At 73.8% G+C, this 25126-nt stretch carries 27 protein-coding genes; 17 read left to right on the top strand and 10 right to left on the bottom strand.

Translation table 11 applies throughout. The features are described 5' to 3' along the window. Positions 1-66 precede the first annotated feature (66 nt). From ACZ4UX_RS02795 to ACZ4UX_RS02810, 4 genes are all read left to right on the top strand, one after another. Positions 67-276 carry a helix-turn-helix domain-containing protein gene (locus tag ACZ4UX_RS02795; RefSeq protein ID WP_148644250.1) on the top strand — a complete coding sequence of 70 codons (210 nt, stop codon included), beginning with the start codon at positions 67-69 and terminating at the stop codon, positions 274-276. A gap of 190 nt (positions 277-466) precedes the next feature. After that, positions 467-565 (top strand): 30S ribosomal protein bS22, encoded by a 99-nt coding sequence (locus tag ACZ4UX_RS02800; protein ID WP_003948845.1) that lies wholly within the window; start codon positions 467-469, stop codon positions 563-565. A gap of 147 nt (positions 566-712) precedes the next feature. Continuing rightward, complete coding sequence (locus tag ACZ4UX_RS02805) at positions 713-1807, top strand: NAD-dependent epimerase/dehydratase family protein (protein WP_465705409.1); 1095 nt, start codon at positions 713-715, stop codon at positions 1805-1807. A 7-nt stretch (positions 1808-1814) separates the two neighbouring features. Continuing rightward, positions 1815-2825: a lysophospholipid acyltransferase family protein gene (locus ACZ4UX_RS02810; protein ID WP_352286180.1), complete on the top strand. Its 1011-nt coding sequence runs from the start codon at positions 1815-1817 to the stop codon at positions 2823-2825. A gap of 236 nt (positions 2826-3061) precedes the next feature. Here the strand turns inward: ACZ4UX_RS02810 and ACZ4UX_RS02815 are convergent, their stop codons facing one another. The 3 genes from ACZ4UX_RS02815 to ACZ4UX_RS02825 all read right to left on the bottom strand — a co-directional run bounded on the left by ACZ4UX_RS02815 (position 3062) and on the right by ACZ4UX_RS02825 (position 7047). Beyond that, positions 3062-4360 (bottom strand): DUF5667 domain-containing protein, encoded by a 1299-nt coding sequence (locus ACZ4UX_RS02815; RefSeq protein WP_465705150.1) that lies wholly within the window; start codon positions 4358-4360, stop codon positions 3062-3064. 280 nt (positions 4361-4640) lie between these two features. Beyond that, positions 4641-5525 carry an ECF subfamily RNA polymerase sigma factor, BldN family gene (locus ACZ4UX_RS02820; RefSeq protein WP_352286184.1) on the bottom strand — a complete coding sequence of 295 codons (885 nt, stop codon included), beginning with the start codon at positions 5523-5525 and terminating at the stop codon, positions 4641-4643. A gap of 505 nt (positions 5526-6030) precedes the next feature. Next, a complete protein-coding gene (locus ACZ4UX_RS02825; RefSeq protein WP_465705152.1) occupies positions 6031-7047 on the bottom strand; it encodes an HAD family hydrolase in 1017 nt (338 codons plus the stop codon). Between the two features lie 152 nt (positions 7048-7199). On the opposite strand from ACZ4UX_RS02825, the gene ACZ4UX_RS02830 reads away from it, so the two are divergent. The 7 genes from ACZ4UX_RS02830 (at position 7200) to hemB (ending at position 14593) form a co-directional block, all read left to right on the top strand. After that, the gene (locus ACZ4UX_RS02830; protein WP_465705154.1) at positions 7200-7484 is read left to right on the top strand and encodes a glutaredoxin family protein; all 285 of its coding nucleotides are present in this window, start codon (positions 7200-7202) and stop codon (positions 7482-7484) included. Between the two features lie 180 nt (positions 7485-7664). After that, complete coding sequence (locus ACZ4UX_RS02835) at positions 7665-8378, top strand: 3'-5' exonuclease (RefSeq protein ID WP_359805126.1); 714 nt, start codon at positions 7665-7667, stop codon at positions 8376-8378. A 101-nt stretch (positions 8379-8479) separates the two neighbouring features. Next, positions 8480-9379, top strand: a complete 900-nt coding sequence (locus ACZ4UX_RS02840; protein WP_465705156.1) for a redox-sensing transcriptional repressor Rex — start codon at positions 8480-8482, stop codon at positions 9377-9379. Between the two features lie 100 nt (positions 9380-9479). Next, positions 9480-10814 (top strand): glutamyl-tRNA reductase, encoded by a 1335-nt coding sequence (locus tag ACZ4UX_RS02845; protein WP_352286190.1) that lies wholly within the window; start codon positions 9480-9482, stop codon positions 10812-10814. Between the two features lie 41 nt (positions 10815-10855). Next, positions 10856-11869 (top strand): hydroxymethylbilane synthase, encoded by a 1014-nt coding sequence (gene hemC, locus ACZ4UX_RS02850; RefSeq protein WP_465705158.1) that lies wholly within the window; start codon positions 10856-10858, stop codon positions 11867-11869. Beyond that, a complete protein-coding gene (locus ACZ4UX_RS02855; protein WP_465705160.1) occupies positions 11866-13533 on the top strand; it encodes a bifunctional uroporphyrinogen-III C-methyltransferase/uroporphyrinogen-III synthase in 1668 nt (555 codons plus the stop codon). The genes hemC and ACZ4UX_RS02855 overlap by 4 nt, the downstream gene beginning before the upstream one ends. Before the next feature lie 79 nt (positions 13534-13612). Continuing rightward, entirely contained in the window at positions 13613-14593 is a 981-nt protein-coding gene (hemB, locus tag ACZ4UX_RS02860) for a porphobilinogen synthase (RefSeq protein ID WP_329488301.1), read from the top strand. Between the two features lie 68 nt (positions 14594-14661). Here the strand turns inward: hemB and ACZ4UX_RS02865 are convergent, their stop codons facing one another. From ACZ4UX_RS02865 to ACZ4UX_RS02875, 3 genes are all read right to left on the bottom strand, one after another. After that, positions 14662-14919 (bottom strand): hypothetical protein, encoded by a 258-nt coding sequence (locus tag ACZ4UX_RS02865; RefSeq protein ID WP_465705162.1) that lies wholly within the window; start codon positions 14917-14919, stop codon positions 14662-14664. Between the two features lie 221 nt (positions 14920-15140). Beyond that, the gene (locus tag ACZ4UX_RS02870; protein ID WP_329488298.1) at positions 15141-15485 is read right to left on the bottom strand and encodes a rodlet layer protein; all 345 of its coding nucleotides are present in this window, start codon (positions 15483-15485) and stop codon (positions 15141-15143) included. 75 nt (positions 15486-15560) lie between these two features. Beyond that, entirely contained in the window at positions 15561-15905 is a 345-nt protein-coding gene (locus ACZ4UX_RS02875) for a rodlet layer protein (RefSeq protein WP_465705164.1), read from the bottom strand. Between the two features lie 301 nt (positions 15906-16206). On the opposite strand from ACZ4UX_RS02875, the gene ACZ4UX_RS02880 reads away from it, so the two are divergent. Beyond that, the gene (locus tag ACZ4UX_RS02880; protein ID WP_465705166.1) at positions 16207-16863 is read left to right on the top strand and encodes a hypothetical protein; all 657 of its coding nucleotides are present in this window, start codon (positions 16207-16209) and stop codon (positions 16861-16863) included. A gap of 90 nt (positions 16864-16953) precedes the next feature. Here ACZ4UX_RS02880 and ACZ4UX_RS02885 read toward each other — a convergent pair whose 3' ends face one another. The 4 genes from ACZ4UX_RS02885 to ACZ4UX_RS02900 form a co-directional block, all read right to left on the bottom strand. Further along, positions 16954-17340 (bottom strand): hypothetical protein, encoded by a 387-nt coding sequence (locus ACZ4UX_RS02885; RefSeq protein WP_465705168.1) that lies wholly within the window; start codon positions 17338-17340, stop codon positions 16954-16956. 119 nt (positions 17341-17459) lie between these two features. Further along, complete coding sequence (locus tag ACZ4UX_RS02890; protein ID WP_329488294.1) at positions 17460-17729, bottom strand: chaplin; 270 nt, start codon at positions 17727-17729, stop codon at positions 17460-17462. Positions 17730-17840: 111 nt separating this feature from the next. Beyond that, positions 17841-18083 (bottom strand): chaplin, encoded by a 243-nt coding sequence (locus ACZ4UX_RS02895; RefSeq protein WP_329488293.1) that lies wholly within the window; start codon positions 18081-18083, stop codon positions 17841-17843. A gap of 311 nt (positions 18084-18394) precedes the next feature. Further along, positions 18395-18646, bottom strand: coding sequence for a chaplin (locus tag ACZ4UX_RS02900; protein ID WP_329488292.1), 252 nt, complete (start codon positions 18644-18646; stop codon positions 18395-18397). 231 nt (positions 18647-18877) lie between these two features. On the opposite strand from ACZ4UX_RS02900, the gene ACZ4UX_RS02905 reads away from it, so the two are divergent. The 5 genes from ACZ4UX_RS02905 to ACZ4UX_RS02925 all read left to right on the top strand — a co-directional run bounded on the left by ACZ4UX_RS02905 (position 18878) and on the right by ACZ4UX_RS02925 (position 24755). Next, the gene (locus ACZ4UX_RS02905; protein WP_329488290.1) at positions 18878-19117 is read left to right on the top strand and encodes a chaplin; all 240 of its coding nucleotides are present in this window, start codon (positions 18878-18880) and stop codon (positions 19115-19117) included. A 250-nt stretch (positions 19118-19367) separates the two neighbouring features. Then, positions 19368-21053 (top strand): RICIN domain-containing protein, encoded by a 1686-nt coding sequence (locus ACZ4UX_RS02910; RefSeq protein ID WP_465705170.1) that lies wholly within the window; start codon positions 19368-19370, stop codon positions 21051-21053. Positions 21054-21269: 216 nt separating this feature from the next. Then, entirely contained in the window at positions 21270-22541 is a 1272-nt protein-coding gene (locus tag ACZ4UX_RS02915; RefSeq protein ID WP_465705172.1) for a hypothetical protein, read from the top strand. A 114-nt stretch (positions 22542-22655) separates the two neighbouring features. Then, a complete protein-coding gene (locus ACZ4UX_RS02920; protein ID WP_329488286.1) occupies positions 22656-23144 on the top strand; it encodes a MarR family winged helix-turn-helix transcriptional regulator in 489 nt (162 codons plus the stop codon). A 93-nt stretch (positions 23145-23237) separates the two neighbouring features. Next, complete coding sequence (locus ACZ4UX_RS02925; RefSeq protein WP_465705173.1) at positions 23238-24755, top strand: DHA2 family efflux MFS transporter permease subunit; 1518 nt, start codon at positions 23238-23240, stop codon at positions 24753-24755. The last annotated feature ends 371 nt before the right edge of the window (positions 24756-25126 follow it).

The following is a 25126-nucleotide window of genomic DNA, read 5'->3' on the forward strand; positions in this document are numbered from 1 at the left end:
TGTGCCGGTGGAGTCACCGGAGGGGAAGCCGGTGCCTTGCACACGGGTAAGGGTCGGGTGATGGTCATGAGTTCCGGCGAACGCCCCCTGCAGGAAGTCGTCTTCCTGACCGTGGCCGAAGTGGCCGCGGTCATGCGGGTGTCCAAGATGACGGTGTACCGATTGGTGCACAGCGGAGAGCTGCCGGCCATCCGGGTCGGTCGGTCCTTCCGGGTGCCCCAGCAGGCGGTGCACGAGTACCTCAAGGAGTCCTACGTGCGGCTCGAAAGCGCGTAGGACTCGGCTGACGTGGGCGGGGGTCACAGCCGGTGGCCCCCGCGCTCGTTTGCCGCGGATTTCCCGCGAGTTTCCCGGTCCGGGGAGCACGATTACGGCCCTGGCCGCGTGGACGGTAGGCTAGGCCCTCCGTCAGTCGTATGGACTCCGTCTCTCACGGACGGGAGTCTCAGTGAGCGAGGGTTGTTCCGTGGGCTCTGTCATCAAGAAGCGTCGTAAGCGTATGGCCAAGAAGAAGCACCGCAAGCTTCTGAAGCGCACCCGCGTGCAGCGTCGCAACAAGAAGTAAGCGCCCGCCGCGCCCTGTGCGCCCGGTGCTTCCACCGCCCGTCCAGGCCCTCGTGGCCCGGGCGGGCGGTGTCGTCTCACGGCCCGCCACGGCGGCGCGGTACGGTGCACGCAGGCCCGCCGAGGCCGAGGAATGGGGTGCAGCACTGTGGGCATGGTCGTGCTCGTCACCGGCGTGGCGCGCCACCTCGGAGCCCGGTTCGTCGCGGAGCTCCGCCGCCGGCCCGACGTCGACCTGGTGGTCGGCGTGGACGTGCAGCCGCCCCGCCACCCCGTCGAGGAACCGGACGGCCCCGCCGCCCCGTACCGCTTCCACCAGCTGGACCTGCGCCGCCCGGCGGTCGCCCGGGTGATCGCCGAGCACCGGGTCGACACCGTCGTCCACCTCGCCGTCAGCGCCACCGGACTGGGCTCCACGAACCGCTCCTCGGTCAAGGAGTCCAACGTCATCGGCACCATGCAGCTGCTCGGCGCCTGCCAGAAGGCCCCCGGAGTGCGCCGGCTGGTGGTGAAGTCGACCACCGGCGTGTACGGCTCGGCGCCGCGCGACCCGGCCGTGTTCACCGAGCGGACCCAGCCCAAGAACCTGCCGGGCGGCGGCTTCGCCAAGGACGCGGTGGAGGTCGAGGGCTACGTCCGCGGCTTCGCCCGGCGCCGCCCCGACGTCGCGGTGACCGTCCTGCGGTTCGCCAACATCGTCGGCCCCGGCGCGGACACCCCGCTCGTCGAGTACTTCGCGCTGCCGGTCCTGCCCACCGTCCTCGGCTACGACCCCCGGCTGCAGTTCGCCCACGAGGACGACGTCGTCGAGGTGCTCTGCCGGGCGGCGCTGCCGCCGGAGCCGGGCACCGTCAACACCGGCACCTTCAACGTGGCGGGGGAGGGCGTCCTGCTGCTCTCCCAGTGCGCCCGCCGGCTCGGCCGGCCGACCCTGCCGCTGCTGCTGCCCGCGATCAGCTGGATGGCGGCGCTGGCCCGGCAGACCAGGATGGTCGACTTCTCGCCGGAGCAGCTGCGGCTGCTCACCCACGGCCGGGTGGTGGACACCGCCCGGCTGCGCGAGACCTTCGGCTACCGGCCGCGGTTCACCACCGCCGAGGCCTTCGCCGACTTCGCCGCCGCCCAGTCCGCCGGCCTGCTGCCGCCCGCGCGGCTCGCCGCCGTCACCGACGGGCTGGCCGCGCTGCTCGGGCCGGAGTACGCGCGGGCCGCCCGTTCCCATGCCAGCCGACCCAGGAGCTGAACCCGCGATGAGTGCCGCTGCCGAGAACGCGCCGGGCCAGGCCAAGGTCATCCCGATCGAGTCCGCGCCGAGCTGGAGCGAGCCCGACCGCCCCGCCGGCCTGGCCGACCAGCTCGCCGACGCCGTCGGCGGGGCGCTGGCCGGCCGGCTCGGCCCGGCCGCCACCCGGCTGTTCGGCAAGGGCTGGGAGGGCCGGGCCGCCGAGCGCCTCGCCTTCCTGCGCCGCCGGGTCACCGGTGACTACGAGGTGGACGAGTTCGGCTTCGACCGCGAGCTCACCGAGGAGGTGCTGCTCTCGCTGCTGCGCCCGCTCGCCGAGAAGTACTTCCGGGTCGAGGTGCGCGGGATCGAGAACATCCCGGCCGAGGGCGGCGCGCTGATCGTCGCCAACCACTCCGGGACGATTCCGTTGGACGCCCTGATGACCCAGGTCGCCATCCACGACCACCACCCGAGCCGGCGGTACCTGCGGATGCTCGCCGCCGACCTGGTGTTCGTCCTGCCCGGCATCAACGAGCTGGCCCGCAAGGCCGGTCACACGCTGGCCTGCAACGAGGACGCCCAGGCGCTGCTGGAGCGCGGCGAGCTGGTCGGGGTCTGGCCGGAGGGCTTCAAGGGCATCGGCAAGCCGTTCTCCGAGCGGTACAAGCTGCAGCGCTTCGGGCGCGGCGGCTTCGTCTCCTCGGCGCTGCGGGCCCGGGTGCCGATCGTCCCCTGCGCGATCGTCGGGGCGGAGGAGACCTATCCGATGATCGGCAACTTCCGGACGCTGGCCCGGCTGCTGGGGCTGCCGTACGTGCCGGTGACGCCGACCTTCCCGTGGCTCGGACCGCTCGGCGCGGTGCCGCTGCCGACCAAGTGGACGATCCAGTTCGGCGAGCCGATCGCCACCGACGGCCACCCGGTGGAGGCAGCGGACGATCCGATGCTGACCTTCGACCTCGCCGACGAGGTGCGCGAGACCATCCAGCACACCCTCTACAAGCTGCTGGTGCAGCGGCGTTCGGTGTTCTTCTGAGGCCGTCCGCCGGTGCCCGTGAGGCACGGACGCGGGGGGGGGGGGGGGGGGGGGGGAGGGGAAGGTCCGCCCCTCCTCGAGGAGGGGAAGGAGGGAAAAAAACCCACACCCCCCCCCCCCCCCCCCCCCCCCCCCCCCCTCCCCCCCCCCCCCCCCCCCCCTCCTTTCTTCCTCCCCCCCCCCCCCCCCCCCCCCCCCCCCCCCCCCCCCCCCCCCCCCGCGACGATCCAGCCGGTTCAGCCGCCGAGGATCCGCAGCCCGGGCAGCAGCCCGGGGATCAGCGGCGGCACGTCGACACCCTGCGGTGCCGTGCCGGGCGGGGCACTGGGCGAGCCGGACGGCTGCGGGGCCGCCTGGTCCGGTGCCGGGTCCGCGCTCGGCGAGGGCTTCTGACCGGTCAGCCCGCTGGTGAGGTTGTCGACCAGCCCGCCGACCGCGCCCGCCGCGTTGCTCGGTGCGCTGCTGGGCGCACCGGCGCCGCCTCCGGGCGTGCTCGCCCCGGTGGACGGTGCCCGCTCGGTGCTGCCGGGCTTGCCGCCGTTCGTGCTGCCCGCGCCGCCCTGGGCCGTCCCGGCGCCCGGTGCGGCGTTGCCGCCGACGGCCGGGGCGTCGCCCTGCGAGCCGCCGTCGGCCGGATGGCCCGCGCCGCCGCCCGCCCCGCTGCCGGCCGGTCCACCGCTCTTGGCGGGGGGCTGGGCCAGTCGCAGGGGCGCGACGTCCTCGCTTATGTCGTCGAACAGCTGGTCCACCAGGTGGGCCTGCGAGGTCAGCTGGACCGGCAGCTTGCTCTGCAGCTCCGTCCAGTGGCCGTCCTCGTCCTGGGCGAAACCGGCCAGGGCCCGCATCGGGTCCAGCGAGCCGTTGCTGCGGTAGACCGAGCGCAGCAGGTCGCGGCCCTTGAGGGCGTCGGCGTGCATGTCGTCGAGCGCCCTGCGGACCTGGTCGACGGTGCCCGGGCTGAGCGAGCCGCCCGGGTCCGTCCGGCCGACCAGGCTCTTCGCCTCGCCGAGCCGGGTGGCCGCGTTGTCCAGCAGCAGCTCGCCGCGCTCGCTGTCGGTGTCCGCGAGGTCGAGCCGGAGCCCTTCCAGACCGCGCTTCATGCCGTACAGCGTGTCCCCGGGGAGGGCGTTGGCGCTCGCGGCGGCCGCGCCGGCGAGGCTGCCGACGGCGAGCCCGGCGACCAGGCCGCCGATCGCGAACCGGCGGCTCCAGCGGCCGCGCGGGGCGGTCCGGACCGCCCGGTGGCCGCGCTGGCGGGGCACCGCGGCACCCGGCCCACCGGCGAAGACCTGCTCGAACGCGGCCATCAGCTGAGCGCGTTGGACCGTTCGGACCTCCTGGTCCAGTGCCGGTCCGGGCAGCGCGCCGAGTGCGCCGACCATGCCGACCAGCTCCGCCATCGCGGTCGAACCGGCGCCGGTGGAAGCGGCGTTGGCCGCCGCGGAACCGGCGGCGCCGCGTTCCTCTGCCTGGTGGGCCTCCAGCGCCTCGGCGAAGGCCTTCGCCCGCCGGTGCTCCAGCACGTTTGCCGTCACGGGCCACACCTCCCTTCGTCGTTGTCGACACCCCGGCCTGCCGGACGGTTGCCTCGGCGGGCCAAAGCCACTCCATCGGGTGAGAGGTCGCAATTCGACTTGACCGTACGCCTGGTGGAGGCTTGCACGCTGGCCAACGAGCGGTGCGGGCGGTCGGTTACGCACGGCTGATCATCGGATCGACCGTTCACCCGGACGTGTCGGACCGTCGCCGTCGGTGACGGCCCGCCGGATATCTCGCCGGTGCCGTCCGCGGCACCGCCCCCGGTCCTCGCGCCGCTCACCGCGCGTCGGGCGGCAGCAGCCGGGCCAGCGTCCGTACCGCGCGGTACTGGAGCGTCTTGATGGCGCCCTCGTTCTTGCCCATGATCCGGGCCGTCTCGGCCACCGAGAGCCCCTGCAGGAAGCGGAGCGTGACGCACTCCTGCTGCTGCGGGTTGAGCCGCCGCACCGCGTCCAGCAGCGCCGCGTTGGAGAGCGACTCCAGCACCGAGTCCTCCGGGCTGCGTTCGCACTCGTTGGAGTCGAGCATCTCCCCGGTGGTGACCTCCAGCCGGAACCGGCTGGACTTGAAGTGGTCGGCCACCAGGTTGCGGGCGATGGTCACCAGCCAGGCGCCGAAGTCGCGGCCCTGCCAGGTGAAGGTGCCGATCCGGCGCAGGGCGCGGAGGAAGGTCTCGCTGGTGAGGTCCTCGGCGGTGGCCCGGCTGCCGACCCGGTAGTAGATGTAGCGGTAGACGGTGTCCGCGTAGTGGTCGTAGAGGCTGCCGAAGGCGTCGCTCTCGCCGGCCTGGGCCCGCTCGACCAGCTCCATGATCGGGTTGTGCTCGGTCTCGTAGCCGGGGGCCGGGGCCGTCCGTGCCCGGCTGCGGCCGCTGCTGCCGGTGGCTCCGGTCCGTCCGCGCGAGCCGGTTCCGGTGGAGCCGGCGGCCGTGGTGCGCAGGGCGAGACCGGCCGGCTGCGGCTGCTGGCCGAACGGGACTCCGGCGGGCACCAGTTGGGGTGAGGTGGCGAGCTGGCTGCGGAGCAGGGTGCGCAACAGGTCCAGGCCGGTGGAGATCTGCCGGGCCGAGGCCGGGCGGCCGCGCAGGCTGGTGCGGGAGCGCAGGGTGGCGGGCGACGGGCGGGAGGGTGCAGGCGCGTCGTTCCGGACGGGTGGGTACACGGGACTCCCAGAGGCAGAACTGTGGACGGATCACCTCCGCCTGCGCGGAGAGCACGCCCGCGCCGCCCGTTCGAGCGGGGCGCGTGGGTGACGTGCATCCAGGAGAGAATAACGCTTTGTGCAATGACAGCTACACCGTGTGGTCGAAGTGGTCGTTTGGGATCCACATGGCGTGCATATTCGGCTGACACTGACCGAACGTGTCATCGTTCATCCGGCTCAACGTGATCGAACATGTGCACCGGGTGACCAATTAGGCGGTCGGACGGCCGGTTTCCCCTTGGTTGGCCTTGGTAACCCCCGACTTTCCCCGTCTGACGAACGATCAGAACCGGTCACCCAGTGGCAGCTTCGTTCAGGCTCTTCGGGCTCCCGGCCGGTCGAGGGGAGTTAGCCCGTACGGGGGCCGTGTTCGGTGTACGGATTGACGGCCGGTCACCCTCGCAGGGGGGGTGGCTCGGCGGTGGCCGCCGGGCGTGGCTCCCACCCCGGTCCGGTCCGCGGCTCAGGCGCGGTGGCGGCGCTGCAGGGCGATGCCGGCGGCCGTCGCCCCGGCGGCCACCCCGAGCGCGGCGGCGGCCGGGAGCCCGACCCGGGCCGCCTTGCGCCCGGTCCGGAAGTCCCGCACCCGCCAGCCCTGGGCCCGGGCGTGGCGGCGCAGCGCGCCGTCCGGGTTCACCACGTACGGGTGGCCGACCAGCGAGAGCATCGGGATGTCGTTGGCCGAGTCGCTGTACGCGGCGCAGCGCTCCAGGTCGAGCCGCTCGCGTCGGGCCAGCGCGCCGACGGCGGCCGCCTTGGCGGGCCCGTGCAGCAGGTCGCCGACCAGCCGGCCGGTGTACAGGCCGCCCCGGGCCTCGGCGACGGTGCCGAGCGCGCCGGTCATGCCCAGCCGCCGGGCGATCACCCGGGCCACCTCCAGCGGTGCGGCGGTGACCAGCCAGACCCGCTGGCCGGCGTCCAGGTGCATCTGGACCAGGGCCCGGGTGCCGGGCCAGATCTTCTCGGCGATGACCTCCTCGAAGACCTCCTCGCAGATGGCTTCGAGTTCGGCGGTGCGCTTGCCGGCGACGAGGCCGAGCGCGGTGTGCTGGGCGTCGGCCATGTGGTCCGGGTCCTCGGTGCCGTGCAGCCGGAACCAGGCCTGCTGCCAGGCGAACCGGGCGATGTCGCGGCGGGTGAGGAAGCCGCGGCGGTAGAGGCCGACGCCGAGGTAGAAGATCGCGGCGCCGCGCAGGATGGTGTTGTCGCAGTCGAAGAAGGCGGCGGCGCGCGGGTCGTCCCGCTCGGGGGTGTGGTTGCCGGCGGGTGCCTTGGGGGCCTTCGCGGGCTGCTCGTCGGAGCCGTCCGGGGCGGTCGCCGCCTGCGCGGGGGGCGGCGTGGCGGGGGCGTCCGGGTCGTGCGGGGCGTCCGTGGCGGCCCGCAGGGCGGCCTCCGCGGCCTCGGCCGCGGCCTCGCCGGCCAGGGCGTTCCGCTCGGTGGTGGAACGCCTTGACTGGGTGAGCCTTCGGAGCACGGCCATGCCGTCGAGCATATCGAGCCGGGCCGGGAGGAGCCGTGACGGCGACGTGCCCACCGGGTGAACAGCGACCGGTCCGGCGCCGGGTCCCGGGCGGGCGGTGCCCGGGCCGGCCGGGCGTCGGGGCTGGTGTGGGGCGGGCGCACAATGGCGGGGTGAGCCCACTGCTGCGACGTGACAAGAACCAGCGCCCCGAGCCGGCCGACCGCACCGTGACCCTGGTCGGCAAGCCGGGCTGCCACCTCTGCGACGACGCCCGGGAGGTGATCGTGCGGGTGACCGGCGAGCTGGGCGCGACCTTCGAGGAGAAGGACATCACCCAGGACGAGGAGCTGTACCGCGCGTACTGGGAGCAGATCCCGGTCACCCTGATCGACGGGCGTCAGCACGACTTCTGGCGGGTCGACGAGCGCCGCCTGCGCGCCGCGCTCGGCGCCTGACGGCGGCGAACCGCCCCCGCCGACCGGCGGGGGCGGTTCGCCGAATCGTTGTGAAGAATCCCGTACCGGGCCTGGGAACGGCGATGTTCGTCGGCTTACGATCGAACTCGTCTGCGCCCATGGGGGGCTGAGCACACGAGGAGTGCCGCCATGCTTCCCGGTCCGACCCCAGGGACGCCCGTGCCCGCAGCCGGCGGGGGCTTCGCGGTGGTGGACGTGGAGACGACCGGCCGCAGCCCGTGGCGGCACCGGGTGGTCGAGGTCGCCGTCGTCCTGCTGGACGAGCGGCTCCGCCCCGAGGGCGAGTTCTGCACCCTGCTGGATCCGGCCGGTCCGGTCGGCCCCACCCATGTGCACCGGATAGCCCAGGCCGACGTGGAGGGCGCCCCCCGGTTCCGCGAGGTCGCGCCGCGGCTGCTGGAGCTGCTGGCCGGCCGGGTGCTGGTCGGCCACCACGTGACCTGCGACCACGCCTTCCTCGATCGCGAGTTCGCCCGGATCGGGGTGGCCCTGCCGCCCGTCCCGCTGCTCTGCACGATGCGGCTGGCCCGCGCGCACCTGTCGGAGGCGGGCGGCTTCGGCCTGGCGGCCTGCACGGAGGCAGCCGGGCTGGGCCGGTTCCCCGCGCACACCGCGCTGGGCGACGCCCGGGCCACCGCCGGGCTGCTCCGGCACTGCCTGGACGCGCCCTCCTGCCCGCCCGACGACTGGGCGGCGCCCCTGCGCGAGGCGGCCCGGGTGCCGTGGCCGAGGCTGGGCCGGGCCCGGTCGGGCGCCGCCGGGGCGGTCGTCCCGCAGCTCCGCCGGGAGCCGCCGTACGGCCTCCGGCCGCCCGGTGCGCAGCCCCCGGCGGCGGTGCCGACGGGGACCGGTGCTATGGACTCGTCGGCGTGATGCGCATCACTGTGCGGGGACAAATCGGACACCATCTTTGTGCACACGTTCACAAACGCATAGCCTGGCTGCCAAAGCCCAGCTTCACCCACAGGAGCACCGTGGCAATCGGCCGATCACCACAGAGCAGTTCGCAGACGCCCGACCAGGGCGCCGCGCGCCGACCCGCGCGTGCCCGGGGCATCCCGGAGGCGACCGTCGCCCGCCTTCCCCTCTACCTGCGGGCACTCACCGCGCTCTCCGAGCGTTCCGTGCCGACCGTCTCCTCGGAGGAGCTGGCGGCCGCCGCCGGCGTGAACTCCGCGAAGCTGCGCAAGGACTTCTCCTACCTGGGCTCGTACGGGACCCGCGGCGTCGGCTACGACGTCGAGTACCTCGTCTACCAGATCTCCCGCGAGCTGGGCCTGACCCAGGACTGGCCCGTCGTCATCGTCGGCATCGGGAACCTCGGCCACGCGCTCGCCAACTACGGCGGCTTCGCGTCCCGCGGGTTCCGGGTGGCGGCCCTGCTGGACGCCGACCCGGCCGTGGTCGGCAGCAGCGCCGCCGGGCTGCCGGTGCGCCACATGGACGAACTGGAGTCCATCGTGGAGAACCAGCACGTCTCGATCGGTGTCATCACCACCCCGCCCGGCGCCGCCCAGCAGGTCTGCGACCGCCTGGTCGAGGCCGGTGTCACCAGCATCCTGAACTTCGCCCCGACGGTGCTCACCGTTCCGGACGGCGTGGACGTGCGCAAGGTGGACCTCTCCATCGAGCTGCAGATCCTGGCCTTCCACGAGCAGCGCAAGGCGGGCGAGGAGCCGGACCGCACCGAGTCGGTGCTGGACCGCGCCCCCGGCCCGGTCCGCGCGGCCGCGGCCAAGCTGCGCCGCGCCGCGGCCGGCTCCGGCAAGGCCCGTCCGGCCGCCGAGCCGGCCAAGGACGACGAGGCGCCGGCGAAGGCCAAGCCCGGCAAGGCCGGCGGCGAGGGCGAGCTCTCCGCGGTGATGCCGGCGTGAGCGAGCGAACCATCGGGAAGGTGCGCGTGGTGCGGAGCGGTCGTCGGTCGCAGCGGGCCGGGCGCGTGCGGTGCGGGATCCGTGGCACCGGGGGGCGGGCATGAGCCTCCTCGTCGTAGGCCTGAGCCACCGCACCGCCCCGGTCGGCGTGCTGGAGCGCGCCGCCCTGACCGGTGACGTCCCGACCCGGCTGCTGCACGACGCGGCGGCCACCGCGACCGTCGCCGAGGCGGCGCTGCTGAACACCTGCAACCGGATCGAGCTGTACGCGGACGTGGACAAGTTCCACGCCGGCGTGGCCGAGCTGTCGCTGCTGCTGGCCCACCACAGCGGGGTGGACCTGGAGGAGCTGACCTCCCACCTCTACGTCCACTACGAGGACCGCGCCGTCCACCACCTCTTCTCGGTGGCCTGCGGCCTGGACTCGATGGTGGTCGGCGAGGGGCAGATCCTCGGCCAGCTGCGCGACGCGCTGGCCAAGGCCCAGGAGCAGCACACCGCCGGGCGCGGCCTGAACGAGTTGTTCCAGCAGGCCCTGCGGGTCGGCAAGCGGGCGCACAGCGAGACCGGCATCGACAAGGCCGGCCAGTCGCTGGTCACCTTCGGCCTGGAGCAGGTCGCGGCCGGCGCGGGCGAGATCGCGGGCAAGCGCGCCCTGGTGGTCGGGGCGGGCTCGATGAGCTCGCTGGCCGCCGCCACGCTGGTCCGGGCCGGCGTCACCGATCTGCTGGTCGCCAACCGGACGCCCGAGCGCGCCGAGCGCCTGGTCGAGATCCTCGGCGCCGACGTGGCGCGGACGGTCGAGCTGGCCAAGGTGCCCGAGGCGCTGGCCGACGTCGACCTGGTGATCTCCTGCACCGGCGCGGCCGGCGTGGTGATCGGGGCCGAGGACGTCGCCGCGGCGGTCGCCGCCCGCGCCGGCGGGACACCGCTGGCCCTGCTCGACCTTGCCATGCCGCGGGACGTCGACCACGCCGTGCACGAGCTGCCCGGCGCGCTCCTGGTCGACCTGGAGAGCCTCTCGCAGGCCCACGCCGCCACCCCCGGCGCGGGCGACGTCGACGCCGTCTCCGGCATCGTCGCCGACGAGGTCGCCGCCTTCGGCGCCGCCCAGCGGGCCGCCCGGATCGCCCCGACCGTGGTGGCGCTGCGGGCGATGGCCTCCGACGTGGTCGCCGCCGAGCTGGGCCGTCTCGACTCGCGGCTGCCCGCCCTGGACGAGCGGTCCCGCGCCGAGATCACCCAGACCGTCCGCCGTGTCGTCGACAAGCTGCTGCACGCCCCCACCGTGCGGGTGAAGCAGCTCGCCGCCGAGCCGGGCGGCGCGTCCTACGCGGACGCGCTGCGCGAGCTGTTCGACCTCGACCCGGCGGCCGTGCACGCGGTCTCGGGCACCCCGATCGGCACCCAGCCTTCGGGCGGGGGCGCCAGATGAACCGTCAGCCATCCCACGAGTACCACCGGGACGATCACCTCATGAATGGTCAACCGCTCACCGACCAGGCCCCGGCCGCCACCGCAGCAGCGCTGCGGCTCGGCACCCGGCGCAGCGCGCTCGCCATGGCCCAGTCGGGCATGGTCGCCCGCGAGGTGACCAGGGTCACCGGGCGCCCCGTCGAGCTGGTGGAGATCACCACCTACGGCGACACCTCCAAGGAGGCGCTGGCGCAGATCGGCGGCACCGGCGTCTTCGTCTCCGCCCTGCGGGACGCGCTGCTGGAGGGCCGGATCGACTTCGCCGTGCACTCGCTGAAGGACCTGCCCACCGCCGAGCCCGAGGGGCTGGCGCTGGCCGCCGTCCCCGCGCGCGAGGACGCTCGCGACGCCCTGGTGGCGCGCGAGGGCCTGGCCCTGGACGAGCTGGTGGAGAAGCTGGCCGGCGCCGGCCGCACCGCCCGGATAGGCACCGGCTCCCCGCGCCGGATGGCCCAGCTCAACGCCTGGGCCCGCGGCCGGGGCGCCCAGATCGAGACGGTGGCGATCCGCGGCAACGTGGACACCCGGATCGGCTTCGTGGCCTCCGGCGAGCTGGACGCGGTGGTGCTGGCCACCGCCGGCCTGAACCGGCTCGGCCGCGCCGCCGAGGTCACCGAGCACCTCGACCCGGAGCTGATGCTCCCGGCACCCGGCCAGGGCGCGCTCGCCATCGAGTGCGCCCGCGCCGACGGTGAGCTGGCCGCCGCGCTGTCGGCCCTCGACCACGCCCCCACCCGGGTCGCGGTCGCCGCCGAGCGCGCCCTGCTGGCCACCCTGGAGGCCGGCTGCTCCGCACCGGTCGCCGCGCTGGCCACCTGGGGCCACGAGTACGAACTGCGGCTGGAGGGCGTGGTCGGCACCGTCGACGGCGCCACCCTGCTGAAGATGTCCGCCAACGGTCCGATCGTCCTCGACGAGACCGCCGAGCGGCAGGCGGCGGCCCTCGGCCGCGCGCTGGCCGCCCGGCTGCTCGACGCGGGCGCGGCCGCCCTGATGGGGGAGCGAGCCCGATGAGCCCCACCGCCGCCACCGAGACGCCGTTCCCGGCCGACAGCCCCTTCCCGGGCGGGACGCCCGCCGCGGGCCGGTGCACCTTCCTGGGCGCGGGCCCCGGGGACCCGGGCCTGCTGACCCTGCGCGCGGTCGAGGTGCTGTCCTCGGCCGACGTCCTGATCGCCGACCCGCTCACCGCCGCCGCCGTGCGCAGCCACTGTCCGGCCGGTGTGCAGGTGCACACCCCCGGCGCCGAGGGCCCGGAGTTCGACCTGGCCGAGCTGGTCGCCGAGGCGGTCCGCTCGGGCAAGCACGTCGTGCGCACCGTCGACGGCGACCCCGGCCTGGACGGCTGCGCCGCCGAGGAGATGCTCGGCTGCGCGGGCCACGGCATCCACTTCGAGGTGATCCCGGGCGTCGCCCAGTCGGTCGGCGTGCCGGCCTACGCGGGTGTCCCGCTGCGCGGTGTGGGCGGTACCGACGTCCGCTTCGTGGACGGCGCCGCGCTGCTCGCCGGCAGCCCGGTGGACCTGGGCGCGCCGGAGACGACCCTGGTGGTGCGCACCACCCTGGGCCAGCTGCCGGCCACCGCCAACGCACTGGTCTCCAACGGCCGCAAGCCGGAGTCGGCGCTCAGCGCGACGCTCTCCGGCACCACCACCCGCCAGCGCACCTTCACCGCCACCCTGGCCACCATCGCGGCGGACCTCAAGGTGGCCCGGGTACTGCCCTCGCCGGTCTCCGCCCCGGTGGACCCGGCGACCTCGGTGATAGCCGTGGTGGGCGAGCAGGTCGCGCACCGCGCCTCGCACTCCTGGTTCGAGACCAAGCCGCTGTTCGGCTGGAACGTCCTGGTGCCGCGCACCAAGGAGCAGGCCACCGGCCTCTCCGAGCAGCTGCGCTCGTACGGCGCGGTGCCGCAGGAGGTGCCGACCATCGCGGTCGAGCCGCCGCGCACCCCGCAGCAGATGGAGCGGGCGATCAAGGGCCTGGTCACCGGCCGCTACGAGTGGATCGCCTTCACCTCGGTGAACGCGGTGCGCGCCGTCCGCGAGAAGTTCGAGGAGTACGGCCTGGACGCCCGGGCCTTCGCCGGGATCAAGGTGGCGGCGGTCGGCGAGACCACCGCGCAGGCCCTGGTGGACTTCGGCGTGAAGCCGGACCTCGTGCCGTCCGGCGAGCAGTCCGCCGCCGGGCTGCTGGAGGACTGGCCGCCGTACGACCCGGTGTTCGACCCGATCGACCGGGTACTGCTGCCGCGCGCCGACATCGCGACCGAGACCCTGGTCGCCGGCCTGGTCGAGCTGGGCTGGGAGGTCGACGACGTGACGGCCTACCGGACGGTGCGCGCCTCGCCGCCGCCGGCCGAGACCCGCGAGGCGATCAAGGGCGGCGGCTTCGACGCGGTGCTGTTCACCTCGTCATCGACCGTGCGGAACCTGGTCGGCATCGCCGGCAAGCCGCACAACGTCACGGTCATCGCCTGCATCGGCCCGGCCACCGCCAAGACCGCCGAGGAGCACGGCCTGCGGGTCGACGTGATGGCCCCGGCGCCGTCGGCGGCCGCGCTGGCCCAGGCCCTGGCAGACTTCGGGGCCAGGCGTCGCGACACCGCGACCGCGGCGGGCGAGCCGGTCTACCGGCCCAGCGAGCGCCGTCCCGGTTCGCGCCGCAAGGCGCGCTGAGGCCGGCGCCCGACCATCCGGGGCCGGGGGCGGCCGACCGTCGCCCCCGGCGCCGCCCAACCGTTCGGAGAGAGAAGCCGTGTCCGCTGAATTCCCGTACGTTCGCCCGCGCCGGCTGCGCTCGACCCCGGCGATGCGCCGGCTGGTCGCCGAGACCCGGCTGCACCCGGCGGAGCTGATCCTGCCGCTGTTCGTCCGCGAGGGCGTGCGCGAGCCGGTCCCGGTGTCGTCGATGCCGGGCGTGGTCCAGCACACCCGCGACACGCTGCGCAAGGCCGCGGTCGAGGCGGCCGAGGCGGGCCTGGGCGGCCTCATGCTGTTCGGCGTGCCCGCGGTGCAGGACGCGGTCGGCAGCGAGGGCACCAACCCGGACGGCATCCTGCAGCAGGCGATCCGGGACGTGGTCGCCGAGGTCGGCGACTCCCTGGTGGTCATGTCCGACCTCTGCCTGGACGAGTACACCGACCACGGCCACTGCGGCGTGCTGGCCGCCGACGGCAGCGTGGACAACGACGCGACCCTGGAGCGCTACGCCGAGATGGCCCGCGTGCAGGCGGACGCGGGCGTCCACCTGGTCGGCCCGTCCGGGATGATGGACGGTCAGATCGGGGTGATCCGCAAGGCCCTGGACGAGGCCGGGCACCAGGACACCGGCATCCTCGCCTACACCGCCAAGTACGCCTCGGCGTTCTACGGCCCGTTCCGCGAGGCGGTCGGCTCCTCGCTGAAGGGTGACCGCAAGAGCTACCAGCAGGACCCGGCGAACGCCCGGGAGTCGCTGCGCGAGCTGGAGCTGGATGTCGCCGAGGGCGCCGACCTGGTGATGGTCAAGCCCGCGATGGCCTACCTGGACATCCTGCGCCAGGTGGCCGACGCCTCGCCGGTGCCGGTCGTCGCCTACCAGGTCTCCGGCGAGTACGCGATGGTCGAGGCCGCCGCGGCCAACGGCTGGATCGACCGGGAGCGGATGATCCTGGAGACGCTGACCTCGATCCGCCGGGCCGGGGCTGAGCAGATCCTCACCTACTGGGCGCTCGAGACCGCCGCGATGATCAAGTAGTCGGAGCCGTGAGCACGACGGAGGCCGGACCCCGGGCGGGGTCCGGCCTCCGTCGTACCACCCGGGCGTCAGCCGACGTGGGCGAAGCCCTCCAGGCCACCGAGCGCGTCGGTGGAGGTGGCGGCGCCGAACGCATGCGCGCCGGTGTGGATGTGCGAGGTGTGGGCGAGGCCGTACCACTCACCGGCGGCGAACACCGGGTGCGCGGAGGCGACGAACTCGCCGCCACCGGCCAGGCCGACGTGCGCGAACGCCGGGGTGGCGACACCCGCGAGCGCCAGCGCGCCGAAGGCGGTCAGCGCGACCTTGCCCAGCTTGTTCTTCATTGGATCTGCCCTCTCTTCCGGAGCGCTCGGTCGGAGCGCCCTGCCACTGACACGTGAACACACGCTGCCGTCGGCCGCGGCGCTCCACGCGCCGCCCCGACGGCCTGTCACCCGGACGGCCCGTGCCCGTGGGTACGGGCCGACCGGACAGTCGATCCACCGAAGCCCGGAGGGCCCGGGGACACGTCCCCGGGCCCTCCGTCGCTGTCCTGCGGCGGCAATCAGCCGATCAGGTGCGAGACGCCCGCGTCGCCCGAGGACTGGGTGTTCTGGCCGACGTTGCAGATCTGCTTCGGGGTGCTGTTCAGGACCGGGACCTCGACCGGAACCGCGACGCCGATGACGGCGACCGCGATGTTGTGGACCTCCGGCAGGCAGATGTTCGCGTTGTCCAGGGTGTGGAAGTTCGGCGAGCTGTTGCCGTGGGTGCCGGTCTGGTTGGTGCCGCCGTTGCCCTGGGCGGAGACGGCCGAGCCGTCCGAGTCGGCGATGGCGGAGGCCGAACCGGCGGACATCGCGATGGCGGCGGCGGCCAGGCCGGCGGCGGCGAGGGTCTTCTTGATCATTTCGGGTTTCCTCTCGGGGGATGAATCGGGGAGCGATTCGAAGGGTGGTTCAGGGGATGGTGCGGGGTCGGCAGGTCAGCCGACGAGGTGGGAGACGCCGGAGTCGCCCTTGCTCTGGGTGCCCTGGCCCTGGGTGCAGTACTGCTTGCCACCGCTGTTGGCGATCGGGACCTCGACCGGGACGGCCACACCGAGCACGCCGACCGCGATGTTGTGGATCTCGGGGAGGCAGACGTTCGCGTTGTCCAGGAAGTGGAAGTTCGGGCTGTTGTCACCGACGGTGCCGGTGAAGTTGGTCCCGCCGTTGCCCTGGAGGGACGCGGCGGAGCCGTCCGAGTCCGCGATGGCCGAGGCCGGCGCCGCAGCGGCGGCCAGCGCGGCGACGGCCAGGCCGGCGGCGGCGAAGGACTTCTGGATCATGGGGAGATCCCTCTCTGGAATGCTTTTGGTTTCCGTGCGTACAACGCGTAGAACGCTCAGGCCCGGTCTGCGGTCACTGACATTCAGATCAAAGAATGACGCCACGGAAGGTTACGGGGATTCTTGAAAAGAGTCCGGGAGGCGCGACTTCCGGGGGATTCCGGTCGGATTATTAGGCCGAACCGGTTAACGGCCGCAATCAGGGCTCCGGGTGTCTCGTTGAGACAGAGTGCTTTCGGCCGCGCCCTGCGCGCGGCCGACCCCCAGATCCCCAGTACGGACAGGCAGAACGGTGAAAAGCATGAAGTTCTCCAAGCGGGCCGGCGCGATGCTGCTGGCGGTCGGTGCGGGCGTGCTCGCCTCCCAGGGCGCGGCCTCCGCCGCCGCGGTCGGTCCCGACCAGGTCGGGGCCCTGGAGGACCGGCTGGCCACCCAGCAGGTCCCCCTCGACGTCCCGCTCGCACCCCTGGACAGCCGGATCTCCGGTGGCATCCCCACCTCCCTGGTGATGCCGGCCGTGCCCGGCCGCACCACCGGCAACGAGCTGCTCCCGGAGCGGATTGTGCCCCAGCTCGGCACCGGCAAGGTGGGCCCCTCGGCCAAGGCGGAGCTCCCGCTGCCGCTGGTCGACCAGGGCGCCGACCTCGGCGAGCTGCTGCTGGAGGCCCCGGCCGCCCCGCTGCACGCCGACACCCCCGGGATCGGCCTGGGCAAGCCGCTCGCGCTGGCCCAGGACGGCACCGGGCAGCTGGCCGACGGCACGCTCAAGGTCGGCGAGATCGACCCGCGGCTGGTCACCGGCGCGGTGCAGGCCGTCCCGGGCGCCAAGGCGACGCTCGGCAACGAGGACGAGCGGATCTCCGTCACCGACTCGGTGGGGAACCTCGCCACGACCGCCACGGCGACCACCACCGGTGTCGTGGAGCAGAGCGGTCTGACCGGGCTCGCCCAGCTCTGAGCCGGTCCGGGCCGACCCGGCGCGCACGGGAGCCCGGCGCCCCCTCCCCGCGGAGGGCGCGCCGGGCTCCCGGCCGTGCGGCGCCGGTGCTCAGCCCGGCAGGGCGCCGAGCAGCTGACCGACGACCGGCAGGTCGCGCGGACCGCCGCCGGCGCTCAGCGGACCGGTCAGCGTGTTGGTGCTGACCGGGGCCAGGCCGGTGTCCTCCGGCTGGACGGTCGCACCGTTGTTCAGCACGTCGGCGGAGGAGTTGGCCCAGGGGTCGACGCGCAGGTCCTTGACCGGCGCGATGCCGTAGCCGAGACCGGTGGTGGTGCCGCCCAGCGCCTGGGCGAGGTCGGTCTTGGCCAGGCTGGCGCCGCCCTCGGCCGGCGCCGCGTGCGCCGTGCCGGCGCCGGCGCCGAGCAGCATCGCGGCGCCCAGGGCGGCGGCCAGGCCGGCCCCGCTCTTCATCGAAACCATGCTCTTCGCAACCATGCTCAGTCACCTTCGGGAGATCGGGTCCCCGGGCGGCCGTACTGCGCCCGGGTATGCCGAACTGCCCCCCGACCGGCTGGACGGGGGGCAGTTCGGCCGGTACGCGTGCCGATCGTGGATCAGCAGTCGTCGGCGGGCTGCGGGTGCGCCTCGACGTTGGCGCAGCTGTTGCCGAACGCCGGGTTCAGGGCGCCGATCACGTTGACGGAGTTGCCGCAGAGGTTCACCGGGATGTGCACCGGGATCTGCAGCTGGTTGCCGGAGAGCACGCCGGGCGAGCCGGCGGCCACGCCCTCGGCACCGGAGCTGGCGGCGGCGGAGCCCGCCGCGCCCAGCACCAGGCCGGCAGCGGCGGCGGAGAGGACGGCGGCCTTCTTCACGTTCTGCATGGGGGTTGATCTCCTCGATCACACACGGGTTGAGCGGGCCGCACCCCGCCCGGGGGCGGGATGCGGCACGGACTCGGTGGAACTGCCGTCGCCGGTGCGGCGACCGCCGGTTCAGCCGATGTTGGCGCAGTTGTTGCCGAAGGCCGGGTTCAGGATGCTGATGACCCCGATGGAGTTGCCGCAGACGTTGACCGGGATGTGCACCGGGATCTGGATCTGGTTGCCGGAGAGCACACCGGGGGAGCCGGCGGCGACGCCCTCGGCACCGGAGCTGGCGAACGCGCCGCCGGCCGCGCCGACGACCAGGCCGGCGGCGGCGAGGGACAGGGCGGCGGCCTTCTTGAGGTTACGCATGTGGTTCTTCCTCCGTTTTCTGCCCGACCGTAAATGGAATGAGTCGGGAGCCGGGCGAAGGGAAATCATCGCCCGCTGGTTTCTGGGATTGCCGTGATTGTCACTCTGGCGGCCCAAGTGGCGCGTGTCGCCCGTGGCTTGGACGATGGGAGGCCGCCGCTGCACCCGCGCGTCGCGAGGAATTCCCGCACGGCCGGGAACAACTCGCGCAGACGCGCGACCAGGAGCGATTCCGGACGGGCTCGGACCGGCGGCGGATCTCCCGGAGTCGATGGGTCGCCCGGTGCGCCGGGCGGCCGTTCCGCGCCGGCTCAGGCGTTCGCGCAGTGGTTGCCGAAGGCCGGGTTGAGCAGGCCGGCGACGTCGACGGAGTTGCCGCACAGGTTCACCGGGACGTGCACCGGGATCTCGAACTGGTTGCCCGAGGCCACCCCGGGCGAGCCGGCCGCGACGCCCTCGGCGGACGCGCCGTGGGCGTGGTGGGCGACGGCGACGCCGGCGCCGGCGGCCAGCAGGGCGGCGGTGGCCGCCGTGCCGAGGGCGCCGTGGGCGAGCTTGCGCATGTGCGGTACTCGATTCGTCTCGTGGGCCTGTGCGGAACGGGTTCCGAGAGGGAGAACGAGGCAGTGGCCGGAGGGAAACGGTCGGGTCCGGTGATCACCCGAATGCCGGGAGGCCCGGGCCCGTTGGGCCAGCCGGGTGACAAAGGGGGCGGTGCAGCAACCGGGCCGGACGGGTGTCGTTCTAGATGTCGCACTCCCCGTGCAGTTCTGTCGATCAGTCAGGAGGCTCCTATGAGCATCAAGAAGACGGCCGCCGTCGGTGCCGCCGTGGTAGGCATCGTGGCGGCCGGCGCCGGCACCGCGATGGCCAGCTCCGGCGCCGAGGGTGTCGCCGCGGGTTCCCCCGGCGTCATCTCCGGCAACCAGGTCCAGGTGCCGGTCCACGTCCCGGTCAACCTCTGCGGCAACACCATCGACATCATCGGTCTGCTGAACCCCGCGTTCGGCAACCACTGCGTCAACGCGGGCTGACCGACGCCCGGTTCGGCCGGCGCGAGCCGCCGTTCCGCGCTTCCCTCCTGGGGCGCGGGGCGGCGGCTCTCCGCGTTCCCCGGCGCCGCCGGCGGACGCGGGCCCGGCCGGGGGCGTCCCGGCCGGTGCTGTCCGGAGCCTTGTTGCGTTACTTGTCAGTACCTAGAATATGAGACCTGCTCACCTTTCTTTGCTCCGAACCGTCCGGCGTCCCCGGTCGGGCGGTCCCCCACCCCGCAAGGAGTCACGAGTGATCAGGTCACCCCTGTCAGGCACGCGCGGATCCCGGTCGGTCGCGCGCCGCTCCCCCTACGGCGCACTGCTCGCGACGGGCGCCCTCGTCGCCGCCCTCGGTCTGGTCGGCGCCCCCACCGCCCTCGCCGACTCCGGCGCCTCCTCCGCGGCCTCCGCCACCGGCCGCCCGGCCGCGGTCGTCGCCCTCGGCGACAGTGCCATCTCCGGGGAGGGCGCCGGCACCGACACCGGTGACGGCTACTTCCCCGAGACCGACTCGCCCACCAACTACTGCCACCGGCACCCCAAGTCGGAGATCTTCGTCACCGGCATCCCCGACGTCACCCCGATCGACCTGGCCTGCTCCGGCGCCCAGACCGGCGACCTGGTCAGCGACCCCGAACTGGCCGCCGTCACCGGCTCCGGCAGCGGGGACTTCGGCGAGCCCAAGCAGGACGTCCAACTCGCCGACGTGGCAGGCCGGTACGACGTCAAGATGGTCGTCGTCACGATCGGCGCCAACGACGACTTCGACTTCAGCGGGATCATGATGCACTGCCTCGCGCAGTACTTCCCCGTCCCCAAGGACCAGGGCTGCCGCGACACCATCGGCAGCGCGGAGATCGCCGAGCGGGCCAGGGCGGTCCAGCCCAAGGTGGTCGCGGCGCTGCGCGACATCCGGCAGACCATGCGCCGGGCCGGCTACGCCGACAACGCCTACCAGCTGGTCTACCAGTCCTACTTCAACCCGATCACCCCGGACATCCGCCGCAACGACTACGTCGGCAAGGTCGCCGACGGCTGCCCGGCGTTCCCCGAGGACCTCGCCTGGGGCCACAACTGGGTGGTGCCGCTCTTCAGCGACACCCTGCGCGCCGCGGCCGAACAGGTGCCCGGCGTCCGGTACCTGGACCAGCGCCGGGTCGCTTTCGGCCACGAGGTCTGCGCCGAGTGGACCAGCTCGCCGTACGAGTACACCAACGGCGATGTGATCAACCTCGCCGAGTGGATCCGCAACGGCTGCGACCAGCAGATCGGCATCCCCGGCCTCTGCATGAACATGGTCCGCCAGTCCTACCACCTGCGGGTGGCCGGCTACCGCGGTGAGGGCGTCTGCCTCGGCCAGTTCTACGCCAGGCCGGACCAGCAGCAGGCCTACTGCACCCTCGACCAGCGGAACACCACCTCCATCCAGCCGCTCACCCCGGGGAAGCCGTTCGGCGACGGTCCGGAGGACGGCGCCTGGTACCAGCTCACCTCCGCCGCCGACGGCAAGGCGCTCGACCTCTCCGGCGGCGGCACCTACGGCGACTCCACCAACGGCCGCGGCGCCCTCACCTACACCCCCACCGGCGGGCTGAACCAGTCCTTCGTCCTGGAGGCCAAGCAGGGCGGCGGCTACGAGCTCGACTTCAGCGGCAACCGGAACATGTGCCTGGACGCCGACGCCGGCTCCACCGCCCCCGGTACCCGGCTCCAGCAGTGGGGCTGCAACGGCGGCGGCAACCAGCACTGGGTCTTCGAGCCGGCCGGCGACGGCCTCTACAAGCTGGCCGACTCCCAGGACCGCACCAAGGTCGCCACCGCCGGCGGCAGCCGCGACGCCAAGGGCAACACCCTGGTCGAGCTCGCCACCGACACCGGCGCCGCCAACCAGCTCTGGCGGCTCACCAAGCTCGGCATCGTCTACCTGCACGGCTGACCCCGCCCCGCCCACCCCGCCGCCGCCCCCACCCGGGCGGCGGCGGCCCGCTGCCCGGGGCCGCGCCCGGTCCGGGGCGGGTCCGGGGCGGGTCCGCGACCGGCCCGGGGCGGCACCGGAAGGTCGGCCGGAGAGGCCCGATCCCGTGCCGTAGGCTCGCTCGGCGGCGCGATCGTGGCCGCGCCGACCACGAGCGGGGGCGGGAGTCCAGAGCTGATGAGCACGGCATCGAGTACATCGAGCGCGGAGCCGGCGAGCGCCGAGCCGTCCGGCACCGGCGCCCCCTCGGCCGAGGCCGGGCGGCAGGGCCGCCTCGGCGCCGTCGTGGACCGGTTCGCGCCCGCGCTCGGCGCGTACGCGGTGGTGAAGGCCACCGGCCTGGCCGTGCTCCTGCTGCTGCTCTCGCACACCGGTGACTTCCTCCGGAAGGAGCCGGGCCGCGGCGGGGGTGCCCAGCCCTGGGACGTGCTCGGCACCTGGGACGGCGTCTGGTACCAGCGGATCGCCGAGAACGGCTACCACCCGCAGCTGGTCCCGCTGCACGGCTTCCCGTTCGCCACCTACTACGAGAACTCGGCGGCGTTCTTCCCGCTCTACCCGTGGCTGATGCGCCTGGTCGGCGCCGTCACCGGGCTCGGCCCCTACGGGTCGGGCATCGCGGTCTCGGTGGTGGCCTCGTTCGTCGCGGCGGCCGGCGTCTTCGCCGTCGCCGAGCGGCTCGGCGGGTTCCGGGCCGGGGTGATCGCGGCGGTGATCTGGGGCCTCTTCCCGGGGTCGGGCGTCGAGTGGGCGGTCTACTCGGACTCGCTGTTCGTCGCCATCTCCGCCTGGGCCTGCTACTGCGTGATGACCCACCGCTGGCTCACCGCCGGCCTGCTCGCCTTCGCGGCCGGCCTCAACCGGCCCACCGCCGCCGCGCTGATCGCGGCCGTCTCGATCTCCGCGCTGGTGGCACTGGTCCGGCGCACCGACGGCGTCGCGCGACCGCTGACCGCGATGCTGATCACGCCGTGGGGCCTGCTCTGGTACGTCGGCTGGGTCGGTTACCGGATGGGCGACTGGGGCGGTTACTTCAAGCTGCAGCGGGGTGCCTGGAACCGCTACTTCGACTGGGGCGCCTCCACCTCGCGCAGCTTCCTGGACGTGATCACCGGGCACTGGGACTTCTGGCAGTCCAACCCCGCGCCCGACCTGATCGCGGTGGCCCTGCTGATGCTCCTGCCCGCGCTGCTGGTGCTGCTGCTGCGCATCCGGCCGCCGCTGGTCCTGGTGGTCTACACGCTGCTGACCGTCTTCACCGCGCTGAGCAGCAACCAGATCTTCGGCAACATCTCGCGCTACCTGCTGCCCGCCTTCCCGCTCTTCATCGGGCTGGCGGTCGCGCTGCGCCGGGTGAAGGTGCCCACCCTGCTGGGCCTGTGCGCGATGCCGACGCTCGCGGCGGGCTGGTACGCCGGGTACGCGCTGTTCGAGCTCGGCATTCCGTAGGCCGGGCCGCACCCGCCGCCCTGCCCCGCCCGCCGGTACCGTGTGCCGCCGCCCCCGCGGGATCGTTGTTCACGGGATCATCTGCCGGCAGACGGCCTTGCTACGCTCGGACGTATGACGACGAGCCCGCCGGTGCGCCGGATCCGAGACCTCTCCGGCCTGCTGGACCACGCCAGCCATGTCCTGGCGACCCGGATGGCGGCCGCCTTCACCGAGCTCGGGATCACCCCGCGCGCCTACTGCGTGCTGTTCCACGCGCTGGAGACCGAGCGCACCCAGATCCAGCTGGCCGAGCTGTCGGACCTGGACAAGACCACCATGGTCGTCACCGTGGACGAGCTGGAGAAGGCGGGCCTGGCGGAGCGCCGCCCGTCCGCCACCGACCGCCGGGCCCGGATCATCTCGGTCACCGAGGCGGGCGAGCGCGCCGTCGAAGAGGGCACCGCGATCGCCGACCGGGTGCACCGCGAGGTGCTGGAGTCGCTGCCCGAGCCCGAGCGGACGGTCTTCGTCTCGGCGCTGACCCAGCTGGTGGGCGGGCATCTGGCGGAGCCGGTGGAGAGCGACCGGACGGTCCGGCGGGCCCGTCGCTCCCGGAGCTGAGCATCTCGAAAGAGACCTTCCCGAGAAAGATAGTCCCGAACAAAACAATCTGCTAGCGTCATACCCGGTACTCGACGAACCGGGAGACCCGCCATGACCACGCACGCCCCCAGCACGCCCGCCCCGGACGCACCGGCCCGGAGCGCATCCGCCCCGGACGCGCCCGCCCCGACCCGGGCCGCCTCGGCCCGTTCCCGTGCGCTCGCCCTGGCGGTGCTCTGCGCGGGGATGCTGATGATCATCCTGGACGGCTCCATCGTCACGGTGGCGCTGCCGGCCATCCAGGCGGACCTCGGCTTCTCGTCGGCCGACCTGACCTGGACGGTCAACGCCTACCTGATCGCCTTCGCCGGACTGCTGCTGCTGGCCGGCCGGCTCGGCGACCTGATCGGCCGTAAGCGGGTCTTCGTCGCCGGGCTCGCCCTCTTCACCGCCGCCTCGGTGCTCTGCGCGGTGGCCACCGGCCAGGGCATGCTGATCACGGCCCGCTTCCTCCAGGGCGTCGGCGGGGCGATGGCCTCCGCGGTCAGCCTCGGCATGATCGTCACGCTCTTCCCCGAGCCGGGCGAGCGCGGCCGGGCGATCGGCGCCTTCAGCTTCGTCGGCGCGGCCGGCGCCTCGATCGGCCAGGTCCTCGGAGGCGTCCTCACCCAGGCCCTGAACTGGCACTGGATCTTCCTGATCAACCTGCCGCTCGGGCTCGCCGCCGTGCTGCTCGCGTTGCGGGTGCTCGACACCGACCGCGGCCCAGGCCTGCGGGCCGGCGCCGACACCCTCGGCGCCGTGCTGATCACCGCCGCCCTGATGCTCGGCATCTACACCATCGTCGGTACCGGCGAGCACGGTTGGGCCTCCGCCCGCACCCTCGGCCTGGGCGCGCTCGCCGCCCTGCTGCTGGCCGGCTTCCTGCTGCGCCAGGCCCGCGCCGCCCAGCCGTTGCTGCCGCTGCGGATGCTCCGCTCCCGGACCGTCGCCGGGGCGAACGTGGTGCAGGTCCTCGCGATCTCCGGGATGTTCGGCTTCCAGATCCTGCTCGCGCTCTACCTGCAGAACGTGCTCGGCTACGGCGCGGCCGCGACCGGTCTGGCCATGCTCCCGGCGGCGGTGTCCATCGGAGCCGTGTCGCTCTTCCTCTCCGCCCGGCTGAACGCCCGCTTCGGCGAGCGCAACGTCCTGATGGCCGGACTGGCCCTGCTGGTCGCCGCGCTCGGGCTGCTCGTCCGGCTGCCGGCGGACGCCGACTACGCCGTCCACCTGCTGCCGACCATGCTGCTGATCGGCGGTGGCGGGCTGGTGCTCTCCGGCCTGACCGCGCTGGGCATGTCGGGCGCCGGCGCGGCGGACGCCGGCACCGCCTCCGGCCTCTTCAACACCACCCAGCAGGTCGGCGCGGCCCTCGGCGTGGCCGTCCTCACCACCCTCGCCGCCGCCCGGACCGGAACCCTGAGCGGTGCCGGACACCCCGCGGCCGAGGCGCTGACCGGCGGGTTCCGCCTGGCCTTCGCGGTCGCGGCCGGGCTGCTGGCGCTGGCCCTGCTGGTCACGGCCGTCGTCCTGAAGCCCGCCGGGGCCGCGAGCTCCGCCGAACGGCCCGCGGTGGCGGTGCTCTGACCCGCCGAACCCTGCGGGCCACCGGGGCATCCGCCCCGGTGGCCCGCAGGGCTGTCGCGGCGTGGACGGGGCCGGCTGTCAAGGATTCGGAAGGGATTCCGGGGCAATTCTCATGTTCCCCGTCGGGACATGTCGGCTATGCCGGTCTTCGTGGGTTCGCGGAACGGTGCTAAGTGGCCGGAGATCTTCCGGATATGGGCATTAGGTGTGATCATCGCCAAATTCAGGACGGAATCCGTGGCGATGGGGAAAGGCACCCGGCGGCCCTCCCGTCCCGGCGTGCGCCGGAGCGCGACGCCGCTGCGGGGGAGTCACGGGGAGCGCGGGAGCGCACGAAAGGGCACCGCGAAGCCGTGCGACGGGGCAGTACG

The organism is Kitasatospora sp. NPDC028961, from assembly GCF_055564815.1.